The 16,337-nt window shown below is 69.7% G+C and carries 9 protein-coding genes and 1 pseudogene; 1 reads left to right on the top strand and 9 read right to left on the bottom strand.

Annotation, left to right across the window (positions count from 1 at the left end):
• Window positions 1-4 precede the first annotated feature (4 nt).
• The 9 genes and pseudogenes from ACFZBT_RS19025 to ACFZBT_RS18985 form a co-directional block, all read right to left on the bottom strand.
• Window positions 5-1,624 carry a SpoIIE family protein phosphatase gene (locus ACFZBT_RS19025; RefSeq protein WP_391104952.1) on the bottom strand — a complete coding sequence of 540 codons (1,620 nt, stop codon included), beginning with the start codon at window positions 1,622-1,624 and terminating at the stop codon, window positions 5-7.
• A gap of 71 nt (window positions 1,625-1,695) precedes the next feature.
• Complete coding sequence (gene pulA / locus ACFZBT_RS19020; protein WP_391104750.1) at window positions 1,696-7,131, bottom strand: pullulanase-type alpha-1,6-glucosidase; 5,436 nt, start codon at window positions 7,129-7,131, stop codon at window positions 1,696-1,698.
• A 225-nt stretch (window positions 7,132-7,356) separates the two neighbouring features.
• A pseudogene (locus tag ACFZBT_RS19015) lies at window positions 7,357-7,479 on the bottom strand (non-reducing end alpha-L-arabinofuranosidase family hydrolase); the annotation flags it as partial.
• A 400-nt stretch (window positions 7,480-7,879) separates the two neighbouring features.
• Window positions 7,880-8,026, bottom strand: coding sequence for a hypothetical protein (locus ACFZBT_RS19010; protein WP_391104747.1), 147 nt, complete (start codon window positions 8,024-8,026; stop codon window positions 7,880-7,882).
• 173 nt (window positions 8,027-8,199) lie between these two features.
• Entirely contained in the window at window positions 8,200-9,573 is a 1,374-nt protein-coding gene (locus tag ACFZBT_RS19005; RefSeq protein WP_391104744.1) for an alpha-amylase family glycosyl hydrolase, read from the bottom strand.
• 119 nt (window positions 9,574-9,692) lie between these two features.
• Entirely contained in the window at window positions 9,693-11,384 is a 1,692-nt protein-coding gene (locus tag ACFZBT_RS19000; protein WP_391104950.1) for an alpha-amylase family glycosyl hydrolase, read from the bottom strand.
• Between the two features lie 217 nt (window positions 11,385-11,601).
• Complete coding sequence (locus tag ACFZBT_RS18995) at window positions 11,602-12,519, bottom strand: ABC transporter permease subunit (RefSeq protein ID WP_391104741.1); 918 nt, start codon at window positions 12,517-12,519, stop codon at window positions 11,602-11,604.
• Window positions 12,520-12,532: 13 nt separating this feature from the next.
• A complete protein-coding gene (locus ACFZBT_RS18990; protein WP_391104739.1) occupies window positions 12,533-13,537 on the bottom strand; it encodes an ABC transporter permease subunit in 1,005 nt (334 codons plus the stop codon).
• Between the two features lie 87 nt (window positions 13,538-13,624).
• Window positions 13,625-14,893, bottom strand: coding sequence for an extracellular solute-binding protein (locus tag ACFZBT_RS18985; RefSeq protein ID WP_391104736.1), 1,269 nt, complete (start codon window positions 14,891-14,893; stop codon window positions 13,625-13,627).
• 401 nt (window positions 14,894-15,294) lie between these two features.
• On the opposite strand from ACFZBT_RS18985, the gene ACFZBT_RS18980 reads away from it, so the two are divergent.
• Entirely contained in the window at window positions 15,295-16,329 is a 1,035-nt protein-coding gene (locus ACFZBT_RS18980) for a substrate-binding domain-containing protein (RefSeq protein WP_391104733.1), read from the top strand.
• Window positions 16,330-16,337: the final 8 nt, after the last annotated feature.

The following is a 16,337-nucleotide window of genomic DNA, read 5'->3' as shown; positions in this document are numbered from 1 at the left end:
GGGGTCACCCTAACCGCAGGGCCAGCAGGGCGATGTCGTCCTCCCGGTCATGGCCGAAGCAGCGCAGGAGCACGTCGCAGAGGGTGTCCAGGCCGGTGGGGGCGTCGGCGGCGGCTGTGCGGAGCTGCTCCAGGGAGGTGTCCAGGGGGATGCCCCGGGTCTCGATGAGGCCGTCGGTGACCATGAGCAGCCGGTCGGTGGGGTTCAGGTGGTGCTCGGTCGGCGGGGGGCGTTCCAGGCCCAGCCCGAGCAGCGGACCGCGCGCGTCGACGTACTCCGCGCCGCCCCCGTCGCGCAGGATCAGCGGCGGGATGTGACCGGCGTTGGCGATCCGCGCCCGGCCGCTGCCGGGGTCGACCAGGACCAGGCACACGGTGGCCGTGATGTCGGGGTGGTACCGCTGGAGCATCCGGTCGAGCCGCCCGGCCAGCACGACCGGGTCGCTCTCGTCCACGCAGTAGGCGCGCAGGGCGTGCCGTATCTCGACCATGACCGTGGCGGCGTCCAGCGAGTGCCCGACCACGTCCCCGACCGCGGTGAGCACCCCGTCGCCGGTGCGCAGGGCGGCGTAGAAGTCGCCGCCGATCTCGGTCTGCCGGGAGGCCGGCACATAGCGGACCTCGACGTCGACGCCGGGCAGGTGGGGCAGTTTGGGCGGCCGGGGCAGGAAGCTGTGCTGGAGGGTGAGGGCCACGTGCCGCTCCACCTGGTACAGCAGCAGGGGCTCGGCGGCGAGCGCCGCGGCCTGGGCGAGCCGGGCGAGCAGCCCGTCGTCCGCCGGGTCGCTGATCGCCGTACGCCGTACGGGCGTGGCCAGGCACACGGCCGTACGGCCGTCCTGGGCGGTCGCCACGGTCAGGAGGGCGTCCTCCTCGACGCCCGGCCGGAAGATCCCGGCCGGCCACAGCGGCGCGGGGACGACGGTGCTGTGCACGCCCGCACGGCCCTCCGCGAGCCGGGCGGCCAGTCGTGCCGCCGTCTGGTGCGCGCCGCTGTCCGTCGGTGCGGGGCGGCTTCGGGCCGTGCCCTGGTAGGGCTCGCCGTCCGGGGCGATCACGAACACCACGGCGGGCGTGCCGGTGAGGCGTGCGGTGCCGTCGGCGGCCGCGGTGGCGAGTTCCCGGGGGCAGCGCGCTGTCTGCACCGTGATGACGGCCTCGGCCAGCAGGGTCAGCCGGTGGACGACGGTCTCGGCGCCCGTGGTGCGGCGCGCTCCGCGCACGGCGGCCCGGACCACGGCCTGGATCTCCTGGGGCTCGGCGGGCACGGTCAGATAGGCGTCGCCGCCCGCGTCCAGCCCACGGCACCGGTCCCCGGGCGCGGTCCGGGCTGCCGAGAAGTGCACGACGGGCAGCGCGGCCATGGGCGGCCGGGCCCGGAGCCTGCGGCACACTTCGAAGCCGCTCATGTCCGGCAGGCCCACGTCGAGGAGGGCCACGTCGGGCAGGGTGCCGTCGCGCAGCCGGACGTCGAGTTCGACGAGCGCCTCGCCACCGCTGGCGACGGGCACGACCTGGTGGCCGGCCCGGCTCAGCACCGCGCCCATGGCGTACCGGCTGGCCGCGACGTCGTCCACGACCAGCACGGTGGTGCCGGGGGTGTGCTGCGTGCCGTTGCCGTCCATCTCGAGGAGCACCTCGGGGCCTGCGTTGGGGGGCGGGCCGTCGGTCACGGCCCGTCCCCCAACGTAGTGCGCTACGCGCCGGCCCGGGTGAAGACGGCGACCGTGCGCCCCGGAACGGCGAACGTGCCCGATTCAGCGGCGTAGGCGGACGACTTGACGGTAGGGTCCGCCCCCGCGGCCTGCACCGGGTGCAGCCGGTAGCCGGTTCCGGCGACGGCGGTGACCCGCTGTTCCCGCCGCTCGGGTGTGGCGTTGAAGACGACGACGAGATCGCCGAGCCGCATGGTGATCACACCGGGGGTCTCGTCCCTGCCGGACAGCGGGAAGGAGAGTTTCGACTGCACCTGGCCGGTCGTGGAGAGGGAGAACGCCGGCTCCGTCGAACGGATCCTCAGCAGATCCCGGTACGCGGCCGAGGTGCCCTCGATCTGCTCGCAGCCGACCTCGACCGTGCTCAACAGGGGCTTGCCGTAACGCCACTTGTCCTTGTTGTCGGCCGCCATGGGCAGGCCGCGGCCGAAGCCGTTGCCGTCGGCGCAGTTCCAGTGGACGGCGTTGAACCAGTCGCCGCTGTCGTAGGAGTTGCGGTCCAGGGACTTGGAGCGCAGCAGGTCGGTGCCCGCCTGGGAGAGGGCCGGGCCCTGGGAGAGGGTGGCCGTCGCCATGGCGAGGACCTGCATCCGGGCCCGGTCGGACGCGCTGGTCGTCGCGGGCAGTTTGAAGGCGAGGGCGTCGAAGAGGGACTCGTTGTCGTGCGCGTCGGCGTAGGCGAGGGCGTCGCCCGGGGCGTCCGCGTAGCCCGCGGGCTGCCCGTTGTAGTCGACCTCGGCGCCGGTGACCTCCTTGCCGTCGGTGCCGGTGAACCGGTAACCGGCGAGGTTGCCGGAGAGGCCGACCTTGATGAGGTCCTGGTAGTGCAGCAGGCGGGCCTTCTGCTCGGCCGGGGTGCCGTTGTGCTGCGAGGAGTTGGGGTCGGTGTACAGGCCGGACGCGAAGCCCTGGACGCCGGGGTCCTCGTCGAAGGGGCCGCCGCCGCGCACGGCGTCGCGGGCACGGTCGGAGAAGGTGGCGATGCCGGTACCGGCCATGTTCTTCTGCGTGGCCTGCTCGAACCGGGCGTCGTCGGCGATCTCGCCGAAGTTCCAGCCCTCGCCGTAGAGGATGATCTTCTTGCCGTCGACGCCGTCCTTGGCGAGGGTGAGCGCGTCGAGGGCCTCGCGGACCGCGAGGATGTTGGCCTTCGGGTGGTGGCCCATGAGGTCGAAGCGGAAGCCGTCGACCTTGTACTGCCTGGCCCAGGTGACGACCGAGTCGACGACGAGCTTGCCCATCATGGCGTTCTCGGTGGCCGTGTTGGCACAGCAGGTGCTGTTCGCCACGGAGCCGTCCGCGAGGAGCCGCTGGTAGTAGCCGGGCACGATCCGGTCGAGGACGCTGGTCTTCTCCTGGCCGCTCGCGGCGGTGTGGTTGTAGACGACGTCCATGACGACGCGCAGTCCGTCGTCATTCAGCGCCTTCACCATCTTCCGGAACTCGACCGTGCGGGCCGTGCCGTCCGGGTCGGTGGCGTAGGAGCCCTCGGGGACCGTGTAGTGGTACGGGTCGTAGCCCCAGTTGTAGGCGTCCTTCGCGGCGACCTTGCCGACGCATTCCTGCTGCTTGTCGGAGTCGGCCGGGTAGGAGGCGAGGTCGCAGTCGGTCGTCGCCTGGTCGGCCTTCTTCTCGGGGATGGTGGCGATGTCGAACGCGGGCAGCAGATGCACGTACGAGGTGCCCGCCTTCGCCAGCTCGCGCAGGTGCTTCGAGCCGTCGCTGTCCCCGTCGGTGAAGGCGAGGTAGCTGCCGGGGTGCTTGGCCGTGCGGTCCTCGACGGAGAAGTCCCGGATGTGCAGCTCCTGGATCTGGGCGTCCCGCAGCGGTACGGCCTCGGGCTTCTTGTACGACGACCAGCCGGACGGCTTCAGCGCCTTGTCGTCCAGGTCCACGACCAGGCTGCGCTCGGAGTCGGCGGTGAGGGCCAGCGCGTAGGGGTCGGTGACCCTGTTGGTGACGACCTCGCGGACGCTGGGGGCCCAGACCTTCACGACGTACCGGTAGGGCTTGCCCTTCCAGGTCTTCGGGCCGGTGACGGACCAGACGCCGGTGGTGGCGTCGCGCCGCATCGGGACGGTGGAGTCGCCGATCTCCAGGGACACCTGTTGCGCGGTCGGCGCCCAGACGGACAGTGTGGGGCGGCCGTGGGAGAACGTCGGCCCCAGGTCGGCCTTCGTGGCGTTGTACAGGTCGTCGAGGACACCGGCGAGCTGGACGCCGGTCGCCGCGAGCACGGCCCCGGTCGCGGCCCGCTGCGTCGCGACGACCTGGCCGCGCGGGGCCTCGCGGACCCGGTCGCGGTCGCGTGGGTCGACGGTCCAGGCGTCGTACGCCTTCAGGTGCGGGAACTTCGCCTTCTGGGCGTCGGTCAGCTCGCCCTTCGACAGGCGCAGCCACTTGGCGTCACCGGTCAGGGTGCCGTCCTTCGCGGCGATCGAACCGTCGCGGGAGTACAGCAGCTGGGTGGAGGCGGCCGCGTCGGAGCCGTTCCAGGCGAGGGTGTGCCGGTCGATCCAGACCGCCTTGGACGTGGTCAGGTCGAGCGCGGCGGCGGCGCCCACCGGCTGCGGGAGCAGGTACTTCTCCTGGCCGCTCACCAGCCACACCTCGTGGCCGTTCGCCTTGAGGTCGAGCGACTGGTCGGAGGGCAGGTCCTTCTCGTCGCCCTTGTGGAGGATGTAGCTGAGGCTGGTGGCACCGTCGGTGAGCGGTACCTCGAAGACCGCACCATAGGTATCAGTCTTGACCGGCTTGAGGGGGTTCGACCAGTCGGTGGGGTTCGCGGCACCGGTCCAGACGTGCAGGCCCCAGCCGTCGTAGTCGCCGTCGGCCCGGTGGTAGTGCAGGACGGCCTTGGTCTTGTCCGGGGCCGGGTAGTCGGCGGCCGGCTTCTCCGTGCGGACGGTCTCCTGGCCCTGTTCGATCCAGACCTCGCCGGTCTTCGTGACGTCGATCGTGCGGTCGGCGGGGACGTCCTTGTCGCCGTCCTTGTCGATGACGAGGAAGTCGACGGTCGAGGCGCCGGGCTTGAGCTTGACGTAGGCGAAGGCGCCGTAGGCGTCACGGCCGGTGAAGGGGTGGCTCTTCGGCCATTCCGTGGCCTCGCCCTCGGCGAGGTCGCCCCAGGCGTACAGGCCCCAGTCGGCGTAGTTTCCGTCGGCGCGCTTGTAGTGGACGATCGCGTAGTCGCGGGAGGAGGCGCCTGCCGGCTCCTCGACGGGCGGGGTGCCGGTGGTGGAGGCGGCCAGGGCGCTCGCGGTGCGGCCGGCCGAGTCGACCACGACGGCCTTGTAGCGCAGGGCGGTGCCGGGCGGTACGTCCTCGGGGATGGTGTGCGTGACCTTGTAGGGGGCGTGGTCGGCGGAGCCGAGGGTCTGCCACTTGCCGTTGCCGGTCTGGGCCGCGAAGACGACCCGGTTCAGCTGTCCGCCTCCCCCGCTCTCGGCTTCGCCCGAGCGGGAGGTGCCCCCATCATCGGCGGACAGTTCCACGGTGCCGGTGGCGCCCGCCGCCGGGGCTTTCAGGGTGATCGTCGGCTTCGTGGCGGGCTGGGCGAGCTTGCGGGCCGCCTTGAGGACGATCGCCGAGCCGGCCGGGACGGTGAGGGTGAGCTTCCTGTCGCCGTCGCTCCTCAGGGAGTCGTCGGTGCCGTAGACGCCCTTGAAGACCATGCCGGCCGAGCCGGTGGCGAAGGTCGCGGTCTTCTTGTCGGCGGCGTTGTTGAAGGCGACGACGTACTCGGTGCCGGTGCGCGCCTCCGTACGGGAGAAGGCGTAGACACCCGGGCCGTCGGCCGCGTAGCGCTGCTGCTGGACGCCGTCGGTGAGGGCCGGGTTGGCTTTGCGGAGCTTGGCGAGGGCGCTGATCCGGCGGTAGAGCGGTGCTTGCGTGTCGTAGGCGTCGTCGGCGTGGGTGCGGTCGGTGCCGATCCGGTCGTCGTCGAGGTAGTCGGCGGTGCGCGAGGCGAACATGCTCTGCCGGGCGTCCTTGTCGCCGCCCGCACCGGTGAAGCCCTGCTCGTCGCCGTAGTAGACGACGGGGTTGCCACGGCTCAGGAACATCAGCTCGTTGGCGAGCCGGTCCTTGGCGAGGATCTGCGCGTCGGTGGCCTTCGGATTGTCCTGCTTCAGGAAGGTCCCGATCCGGCCCATGTCGTGGTTGCCGAGGAAGGTGACCTGCTCGTACGCGTTGGCCTTGCCGGTCGTGTACTTGTAGTCGTCGCCGAAGACGCCCGCGAGCCGCTGCGCGCTGCCGCCCTGCGAGACGTACTGGCGGGCCGCCTCCTGGAAGGGGAAGTCCAGCGTGGCGTCGAGTCGTCCCCGGGTGACGTACGGGGAGGTGACGGCGGTGTCGGCCGAGTACACCTCGCCGAACATGAAGAAGTCGTCGCGCCCCTGCCTCGCCGCGTAGGCGTCGAGGGCGGTGGCCCACTGGGTCCAGAACTCCATGTTGACGTGCTTCACGGTGTCGATCCGGAAGCCGTCGATGTCGAAGTCCCGCACCCAGCGCTGGTAGATCTTCTCCATGCCGCCGACGACCTCGGGCCGCTCGGTCCACAGGTCGTCGAGGCCGCTGAAGTCGCCGTGCCCGGAGCTCTCACCGGCGAAGGTGGAGTCGCCGCGGTTGTGGTACATCGTCGGGTCGTTGAGCCACGACGGGACCTTGTTGCTCTTGACCACCTTGGGTGTGCGCGGGAAGGAGCCGCGGTCGACCTCGGGGAAATCCCGCCGCCCGTCCGCGTAATCCGCGTCGTCGAAGGGCTTGCCGTCCTTCGTCAGGTACGGGAAGGCGCCCTTGGAGAGGTAGTCGTACGACTTCTCCTCGTAGTCGACGACATCGGCCGTGTGGTTGGTGATGACGTCGAAGAAGACCTTCATGCCCTTGGCGTGGGCCTTGTCGATGAGGGTCTCGAGGTCCTTGTTGGTGCCGAAGTGCGGGTCGACCTGGGTGAAGTCGGTGATCCAGTAACCGTGGTAGCCGGCCGAGGCGTTCGCTCCCGTCCCCTGCACGGGCTGGTTCTTGAAGATCGGGGCCATCCACAGGGCGGTGGTGCCGAGGCCCTTGATGTAGTCGAGCCTCTTGGTCAGGCCCTTGAGGTCGCCGCCCTGGTAGAAGCCCTTGTCGGTGGGGTCGTAACCGGTGGCGAGGCGGGAACCGGTCAGGCGGCCCTTGTCGTTGCGCGGGTCGCCGTTGGCGAAGCGGTCCGGGAGGACGAAGTAGAACTGCTCACGGGTCGCGTCGTGCCGGGCGGGCTCGGCGGCGAGCTTCGCGTCGGACGGGGGCGCCGGCGGGGTGGCCGCTTCGGCGGCGAGAGGCTGGACGAGTGCTGCGGCCAGCGCGGTGGCGGTGACCGCGGCGACCCGTCCGGCACGGGAGGTTCGGCGCCTTGAGGGCGCACGCCATCTCGGTATCACTGACGTGGACTCCTTGCGATTGCGGCTCTCACGGGTCCGACCCCGCGCGACCGTATCGCCGCCGAAACGCTTACAGCAAGAGTCCTGAAACCATCGGAAAGAATTTTCAACAAAAGTGGAGTTGGTCTGCGTCAGCAGGCCCAGCCGCCACGGGAGCGTGTTGTAGTGGCCGCTCGCCGAGAGGTTCAGGCCCTGGTAGAGGTACTGGAGCCGGCACGGATTGACCGTGAGGGTCTGTTCGTTGGTGTGCCGGACCATCTCGCCGTGACTGATGTCCTGACTCCAGGGGGTGCCGCTGAAGGTGACGTTGTTCGAACGCGCGAAGGGGTTGGACTCGGTGTCGGCCAGCGGGGGAACGTAGGGCAGCGTTCCGGAAGCGTCAATCCCTCACGCATCACAACTGGAGCGCGGCGCTCGGCAGTTGGACCGGCCCGTGTGGAGGGCTTGGCTCCGACCGGGGGCGAGCAAGAAACTCGGCCCTGCTCGTCCGCGCGAACTACTGTGCTGCTGGCAGATCGTTTCACCGACGAGAGGGCTGAGTCGTGCCGCCCACTTCGCACCCGCCGTAGGTACCTCTGGAGAGCCCAGAGGGCCGTACGGAGGTTCTCGATGTCCAGGACGGTTCGCACGACTCCCTCGCGACTCCGCGTCCGAGACGGCGCATCGGAGCGCATGTCCCTGTACGACCTGCGCTACACACACGCTGAATTGGCCCAGGCCGCCCATGAACTGCAGAAGGGGCTCATTCTCAGCCGAGATCGCCACGGCTGAACGTCGGGCCCGGCTCCAGGCGCGACTCGAAGCCCAGCGGATCCGCGGGCTGCACCACGCCGGCCACGACCTTGACGGCGTGGACATCCCTCCGGTCCGCCACCGTCACGGTGAGCTCTGGCATGCGTGGTAGACACGGCACTGCCAGGCTCCGGCCCTTCACCGGCAGCCCGGCCAGGAGCCGCGGTGGTGCGGGCACGGCGGTGGGCAGATCCGCAAGGCGGTTGGGGCGGGAGGGACGGTCAGCCCGCCCGGCACGCGTGAGCACGCGTGCCGGGCAGTTCGTCCCGACGCGGATCAGCAGCTGGACTTGCCTGCGTGGATCGCCAGGGCGGTATGGGGGCCCAGGGTGGCGGTGAACCGACCACTGGAGTTCACGGTCACGGCGGTGTTGTTCTGCACGTCGCAGTACGTCCCCGCCGGCAGCGACGTCTGGTACGTCCGGCTCAGCGAGCCCGACTCGTGGTTGATGGCCACGAAGCCCTTGCTTCCCCGCCCGAACGCGATGGCGTCGCCTCCGTTGTCCCACCAGTTGGTGACGGCCTCGCCCCGCGTGGCGTTGCGGAAGGCGACCATCGACTTGATCTCCGGCCAGTTGTGCTGGCACTTCCAGCCGTCCTGCCAGCAGGCGTTCACCTGGCCGCCGCCCGGCGGGCCGGCGTCGTGGTCGGAGAACTCGTAGCCGGAGTTGATGTCCGGGGCGCCGTAGGGCCAGGCGAGCATGAAGACGTTGGCCAGGGTGTAGTTCGCGTTGTCCTTGTAGCTCAGGGTGCTGCCGTTGCGCTCGGTGTCGTGGTTGTCGACGAAGACGCCGGAGACTCCGCTGTTCATGTAGCCCCAGCCCTCGCCGTAGTTCTTCAGATAGGCGAGGTTCTCGTTGTTGAAGACCCGCTTGAGGTCGTAGGCGTAGCGGAACTCCTGGACGTCGCCGTTACTCGTGTATTCGGTGGGCTGGACCGCCTCGCCGGAGCCGTAGATGACCTCCTGCTTCCAGTACGCCGACGGGTTGCTCAGCCGGGACTTGATGTTCGCCAGGTCGGCCGTGTCCATGTGCTTGGCCGCGTCGATACGGAAGCCGTCGACACCGAGGGAGAGCAGGTCGTTCATGTACCCGGCGATCGCGCCGCGCACGTAGTCCTCGCCGGTGTCGAGGTCGGAGAGGCCGACCAGTTCGCAGTGCTGGACGTTCCAGCGGTCCTGGTAGTTGCCGATCCGGGCGGTGCAGTCGTCGAAGTCGGGCGCGGAGTACAGACCCGGGTAGGTGTACTTGCCGTACGACGAGCCGCCGGTACCGGTGCCGTCGCCCGCCGCCATGTGGTTGACGACCGTGTCGGCGACGACCTTCACACCGGCCGCGTGGCAGGTGTTCACCATGTTCCGGAAGGCCGTGCGGTCGCCGAGCCGGCCGGCGATCTTGTAGCTGACCGGCTGGTACGAGGTCCACCACTGGGAGCCCTGTATGTGCTCGGCGGGCGGGGAGACCTGGACGTAGCCGTATCCGGCGGGCCCGAGCGTGTTGGTGCACTCGCGGGCGACGGAGGCGAAGTTCCACTCGAAGAGGACGGCGGTGACGTCCTTGGTGCCAGGTGGGGAGGCCTGCGCACTCGTTGGGTTCATGACAACCGCAGCCGCGGCGAGCGCGACGGCGGAGGCGAGGTATCTGCGTGCCATGTGGGGTTTCCTTCTTCGTTGAAGGTTCTTGCAGCAAGGTTCAGAAACCTTGCGGTGACGCAGATAGTAGAGGCCCGCCACCCGAAAGGGCAGCGGGCCGTACGAAATTCAAAGGAAAATCAGGCGCGGTCCCCCGCGATCGCCGTGGTCCACCACACGGTGCTGTCGGCCGGCACCTTCGCCTCGTCGTCGACCAGGACGACCTCGCCGCTCGCGACCAGCACCCGGCCGTACGCCGGCATCGCCACCGACTCGCCGGTGGTGTTCGCGACGCACACGAACTCCCCGCGCCGGAAGGCGAGCACGCCCTCGGGCGCCCGCAGCCACTCCACGGACGTACCGGCGCCGAGGTCGGGCTGCTCGCGGCGCACGGCGAGCGCGGCGCGGTACAGCTCCAGGGTCGAGCCGGGCTGCCCGGTCTGCGCCTCGACGCTCAGCTCGCCCCAGCCGTCCGGCTGCGGCAGCCAGCTGCCCCCGTCGCCGAAGCCGTACGACGAGCCGGTCCGGGTCCACGGGATCGGCACCCGGCACCCGTCACGGAAGCCGTCCTGGCCGGCGCCCCGGAAGTACGCCGGGTCCTGACGCACCTCGTCCGGCAGGTCGACGACGTCGGGCAGCCCTAGCTCCTCGCCCTGGTAGACGTAGGCCGAGCCGGGCAGCGCCAGCATGAGCAGGGACGCGGCGCGGGCCCTGCGCAGCCCGAGTTCCCGGTCGCCGGCCAGCCGGATCTGGGTGCCGAGCCCCGCCGGGTTGGCGAAGCGGGTGGCGTGCCGGGTCACGTCGTGGTTGGACAGCACCCAGGTGGCGGGTGCGCCGACCGGGCGCATGGCGTCCAGGGTGCGGTCGATGACCTCGCGCAGTTCCTGGGCGTCCCAGTGGGTGCTGAGGTACTGGAAGTTGAACGCCTGGTGCAGCTCGTCCGGGCGGACGTAGTGGGCGGTGCGCTCGATGGTCGGGGTCCAGGCCTCGGCGACGAAGATCCTCTCCCCCGCGTACTCGTCGAGGACGAGCCGCCACTGCCGGTAGATCTCGTGCACGCCCTCCTGGTCGAAGAACGGCATGACATCGTTGCCCAGCAGCTTCACCTGGTCGTGGGATCCAAGGTCGGGCAGCCCTTCCGCCTTCACGAGACCGTGGGCGACGTCGATACGGAAGCCGTCGACGCCCATGTCCAGCCAGAAGCGCAGGATGGAGCGGAACTCGTCGCCGACCGCCGGGTGCTCCCAGTTGAAGTCGGGCTGCTCGGGGGCGAAGAGGTGCAGGTACCACTCGCCGGGCGTGCCGTCGGGTTCGGTGACCCGGGTCCACGCCGGGCCGCCGAAGATCGACTCCCAGTCGTTGGGCGGCAGTTCGCCGTTCTTCCCCTTGCCGGGGCGGAAGTGGTAGCGCTCGCGCAGCGGGGAGCCGGGGCCCTCGGCGACGGCCCGCTTGAACCACTCGTGCTGGTCGGAGGAGTGGTTCGGGACCAGGTCGACGATGATCCTGAGGCCCAGCTCGTGGGCGTCGCGGATCAGCGCGTCGGCGTCCAGGAGGTTGCCGAACATGGGGTCGACGGCCCGGTAGTCGGCGACGTCGTAGCCGGCGTCGGCCTGCGGCGAGGCGTAGAAGGGGCTGAGCCACACGGCGTCCACGCCGAGGTCGCGCAGATACGGCAGACGGGTGCGGACACCTTCCAGGTCGCCCATGCCGTCGCCGTCGCTGTCGGCGAAGCTGCGCGGGTACACCTGGTAGATCACCGCGTCCCGCCACCAGTCGCGGCGCTTGGCGACGGTGGGGGTCATGGCAGGGGCGGCAAAGGGCTGCTGGCTCATGTCGTCCTTGGTGCGTAACAGGGGCGTGGTCATGTGAGGTGTGAGTGGGGGTGACGAGGCGGCCGCGGCACAGCGGGGTCGGATGGGCACCACGGCCGCCTCGTGCTTCTGGAGGGCGGTTCGGCAGTGCCCCAGGGGCGCGGGGAACTGCGCGACCGGCCACGACGGCGCCGCAGCCGAGCGACGGCCCCTACCGGCTCGACCAGCGGAGCGTGCGTCACCCCTTGGTGCCACCGGCGGTAAGCCCGGTCACCAGGTTCTTCTGCACGAGATAGAAGAACAGGGCGGCCGGTATCGCGATCAGCACAGCCGTCGCGGCCATCAGGTTCCGCTGAGCGTCATGCTCGCTCACAAAGGTCTGCAGACCGACGGCAAAGGTGTACTTGTCGTCGCTCAGCATGAACGTCGAGGCGAACGCGACCTCCCCGAAGGCCGTGAGGAAGCTGTAGAACGCCGCGACCGCGAGGCCGGGCTTCGCGAGCGGCAGGATGAGCCGCGCGAAAGTGCCGAAGGGGGTCAGCCCGTCGACGCGTCCGGCCTCGTCGATCTCGAACGGGATGGTGTCGAAATAGCCCTTCATCAGCCAGGCGCAGTACGGCACGATCGTGGTGCAGTTGACAAGGATGAGACCAAGGTAGCTGTCGATGAGCTGGAGATCCGAGAGGATCTGGTACATCGGCACGACCAGTACCGCGATGGGGAACATCTGGGTGACCAGCAACGCCCACATCAGCTTCCGGTAGCCGGGGAAGCGCATGCGGGAGACCGCGTAGCCGGTGGACGCCGCGACGACGACGCCGATGAGCGTGGTGCCCAGCACCACGACCAGCGTGCTCGTCAGCCAGTCGAAGAAGCTCGTGTCCTTGAGGACGAAGGTGTAGTTGTCGAGCGTCATCTTGCTCCAGATGCGCCCGGGGTGGAGGTAGTCGTCCTTGTCCGGGCCGAGGGACAGGAAGACCAGCCAGGCGATCGGGAAGAGCGCGGTCAGGCTCGCGCCGATCAGCACGGCGTGCGAGGCGAGGGAGGCCGCGCGGCTCTGCTCCCCGCGGCGGCGGGACTTGCGCGGGTCGCCCGCGGGGCGCCGCTCGCCGGCCTCGGCGGGGGTCTCGACGGTGGTGGTACGCGTCGTACTCATGGGAACTCCTTCCTCAGATCGCGAGCTGCTGCTCGTTGCGGTTTAGCCAGCGGCGGTAGAACGAGGTGAAGACGATCAGGAGGGACAGGAGGAGGATTCCGTAGGCGGCGGACTGGGCGTAGTCGCGCGGCTGCTGACCGAAGCCCAGCTGGTAGGCCCAGGTCACGAGGATCTGGGCGTCGGGCGCGGTGTTGCCGAACAACAGGAAGATGATGGCGAACTGGTTGAAGGTCCAGATGACGCCGAGGAGTACGACCGTCGTGCTGACGGACCTGAGGCCGGGCAGGGTGACGTAGCGGAACCGCTGCCAGGCGCTCGCGCCGTCCATCTCGGAGGCCTCGTACAGGCTCGCGTCGATCGACTGCAGTCCGCCCAGCAGCGAGACCATCATGAACGGCACACCGCACCAGGTGTTGACCATGATCGCGGAGAACCGCTGCCAGAAGGTGTCCTCAAGCCACAGCGGCGTCGGCAGATGCAGGAACTCCAGGCCGGAGTTGATGATGCCGCCGTCGGCGAGCATGAACCGCCAGCCGAAGACGGTGACGAAGGTCGGCACCGCCCAGGGCAGCACCAGGATCATCCGGTAGAGGGTGCGTCCGCGCAGCTTCTGGTTGAGCAGCAGCGCCAGGCCGAGGCCGATGCCGTAGTGCAGGGTGACACAGGCGGCCGTCCAGAAGACCGTCCACAGGAAGTGCGACCAGAATCGGTCGTACGCCGTCGGGCCCCACAGGATGTCGGCGTAGTTGTCCAGGCCGATGAACTTGTAGGTGGCGTCGATCTCGTTGACGCCGATCGTGCGGGCGGTGTTGAGGCTGGTGGCGTCGGTGAGCGTGAGGTACAGGCCGTAGCCAAGCGGGTACAGCACCAGGACGGCGAGGACGATCGCCACCGGGGCGACCATCGCGTAGGCGTACCAGTGCTTGTGGAAGCCGTTCTTCAGCCGCCGGCCCGGCCCGGGACGCGGTTCCCGCTCACCGCGCCGCTTGCCGGTCGCTCGGTCGATGACGACTGTCATGGTTCGGCACCTTCTGGAGGTTCAAGGAGGTCAAGGGGGCCGCCCGGGCAGCCCTCAGGGGACTGCCCGGGCGCGGGCCGGCGGCCGTCACTTGGAGAAGTCGGGCACCAGCTTGGTGATGGCGGTCTCGGCGTCGCCGAGGCCCTTGTCCAGCGACTCCTTGCCGCCGGCGATCTCGATCAGCTCGTCGTCCAGCGGGCCCCACAGGGAGCTGTACTCGGGCAGCGCCGGGCGCGGCTGGGCGGCGGACAGCACGCCCTGGTAGCCGGCGATGCCGGGGTCGGCCTTGACCTCGGCGGTGTAGGCGTCCTCGCGGGTGGGGAGCGTGTTGTTCTTCAGCGCGATGGTCTCCTGGGCCTTGGCCGAGGTCATGAACTTCACGAACTTCAGCGAGGCCTCCTGGTGGGCCTTGTCCGAGCCCGCGTACACGGAGAGGTTGTGGCCGCCGGTCGGGGCGCCCGCCTTGCCGGTGGAGCCGGCCGGGACGGTGGCGATGCCGAGGTTGTTCTTGTCCTTGAAGGCGGAGCCCTTGTAGAAGTTGGTGATCTCCCACGGGCCCTGGACGATCGAGGCGACCTTGCCGCTGACGAACGCCTCCTGGATGTGGGCGTAGGCGTCGGCGGTGGTGTCGGCCTTGTGCAGGCCCTTGCCCTTGAAGAGGCTCTGCCAGGTGCCGTAGGCCTTCTTGGCCTCCGGCGAGGTCACGGTGATCTTCTTGGCGTCGACGTCGACGGTGTCGGCGCCCTCGCCGTAGAGGAAGCTCTGCGCGTAGTAGGCCTGGGTGGAGCCCCAGTAGCCGTCGACGCCGGTCTTGTCCTTGATCGTGGCAGCGGCCTTCTTCAGGTCGTCCCAGGTCTTGGGGGCCTCGACGCCGGCCTTCTCGAACAGGGCCTTGTTGTAGACGAGGGCGAGGGTGTCCGTGGTGAAGGGGACGCCGTAGGTCTTGCCCTCGTACTTGGCCTGCTCGATCAGGCTGGGCTGGAACTTGTCCTGCTCGGCGAGGGCCTCGGTGCCGTCGAGCGGCGCGAAGAAGCCCTTCTTGGCGAAGGCGGGGGTCCAGCCGACCTCGGAACGCAGCACGTCGGGGGCGCCCTTGGAACCGGCGGCGGTGTCGAACTTGTTCTGCGCCTGGTCGAAGGGGACGTTGACGTAGTTGACCTTGACGTCCTTGTGGGCGGCCTCGAACTCCTTGACCAGGGCCTTGTACGTCGGCGCCTCGTTGGTCGCGTTGGAGGTGTCCCACCAGGTGATGGTGACCGGGCCGCCGGCCTCGCCGCCGCTGTCGCTTCCGCCGCACGCCGTCGCCGCCAGGGCGAGGGACGCCACCAGCGCGGTGGCCGCTATGCCACGCCGCATGAGTTCTCCTTGAGGGTCAGCCCGTTCGTGCTGCCGACTGCGCCGTTGGCCGCCGGGCGTCGGTGAGATTAGCCGCGCTTCACGGACTTGCGAAAGACCTTGCAGCAAAAAGTTGCAAGCGGTGCGGATGGTTACCCCGCCGTGACCTCACCTCTGCCCCTGCGGGACCCGGATTTCCGGCTGTTCGGCGGGGAGTCGGACAGCTGTGCAAGACTCTGCAAGCACTTGCCATCCGCTTCCGCCGGGGGAATCATCCGTTGCGGATCGGACGCCGGCCACGACCTCTTCTCGACTCTTTGGGGACCGCGATGACCCAGCAACCCGCAGCCGGCCGTGGGACGGCACGCACCAGGCGTCCCGTCGGTGCGCATGGAGAGCCCCGGCCGCTACAGTCCGGTGCTGTGACCACACGGCTTGCCGACATCGCCGCCCAGGCGGGGGTGAGCGAAGCGACGGTCAGCCGCGTCCTCAACGGGAAGCCGGGCGTCGCCGCCACCACCCGCCAGTCCGTGCTGGCCGCCCTCGACGTGCTGGGCTACGAACGCCCGGTGCGCCTGCGCCAGCGCAGCGAGGGCCTGGTCGGCCTGATCACCCCCGAGCTGGAGAACCCGATCTTCCCGGCCCTGGCCCAGGTCATCGGCCAGGCGCTGACGAGGCAGGGCTACACGCCCGTCCTCGCCACCCAGACGCCGGGCGGCTCGACGGAGGACGAGCTCACGGAGATGCTCGTCGACCGCGGGGTCGCCGGGATCATCTACGTCTCCGGGCTGCACGCGGACACCACCGCCGACATGCAGCGCTACGACCGGCTGCGCGCGCAGGGCGTGCCGTACGTGCTGGTCGACGGTTTCTCGCCGAAGGTGCAGGCGCCGTTCATCTCCCCCGACGACCGTGCCGCGATGAGCCTGGCGGTCACGCACCTGGTGTCCCTGGGACACCAGCGGATCGGGCTGGCCCTGGGGCCGAAGCGGTTCGTGCCGGTGCAGCGCAAGATCGAGGGGTTCGTGCGCACGATGCAGGACCAGTTGGGCCTGGGCGCCGAGGCCGTCGAGTCGGAGCTGGTCCAGCACTCCCTGTACACCCTGGAGGGCGGCCAGGCCGCGACGACGGCGTTGATCGAGCGGAACTGCACGGCCGTGGTGTGCGCGAGCGACATGATGGCGCTGGGCGCGATCAGGGCGGCGCGGCAGCTGGGCCTGGACGTGCCGAAGGACGTCTCGGTGGTCGGCTTCGACGACTCTCCGCTGATCGCGTTCACCGATCCGCCGCTGACCACCATCCGCAAGCCGGTCCCGGCGATGGGCCAGGCGGCCGTCCGCACCCTGCTGGAGGAGATCGGCGGCACCCCGGCCCCCCACAGCGAGTTCGTGTTCATGCCGGAGCTGGTCGTGCGCGGTTCGACCGCGTCCGCACCCGGGGATCGCGGCCGTTCCTGAGGTCATCG

The sequence above is a fragment of the Streptomyces sp. NPDC008137 genome, from assembly GCF_042957035.1.
Taxonomy (GTDB): domain Bacteria; phylum Actinomycetota; class Actinomycetes; order Streptomycetales; family Streptomycetaceae; genus Streptomyces.
This window is presented reverse-complemented; position numbering and strand designations above follow the sequence as displayed.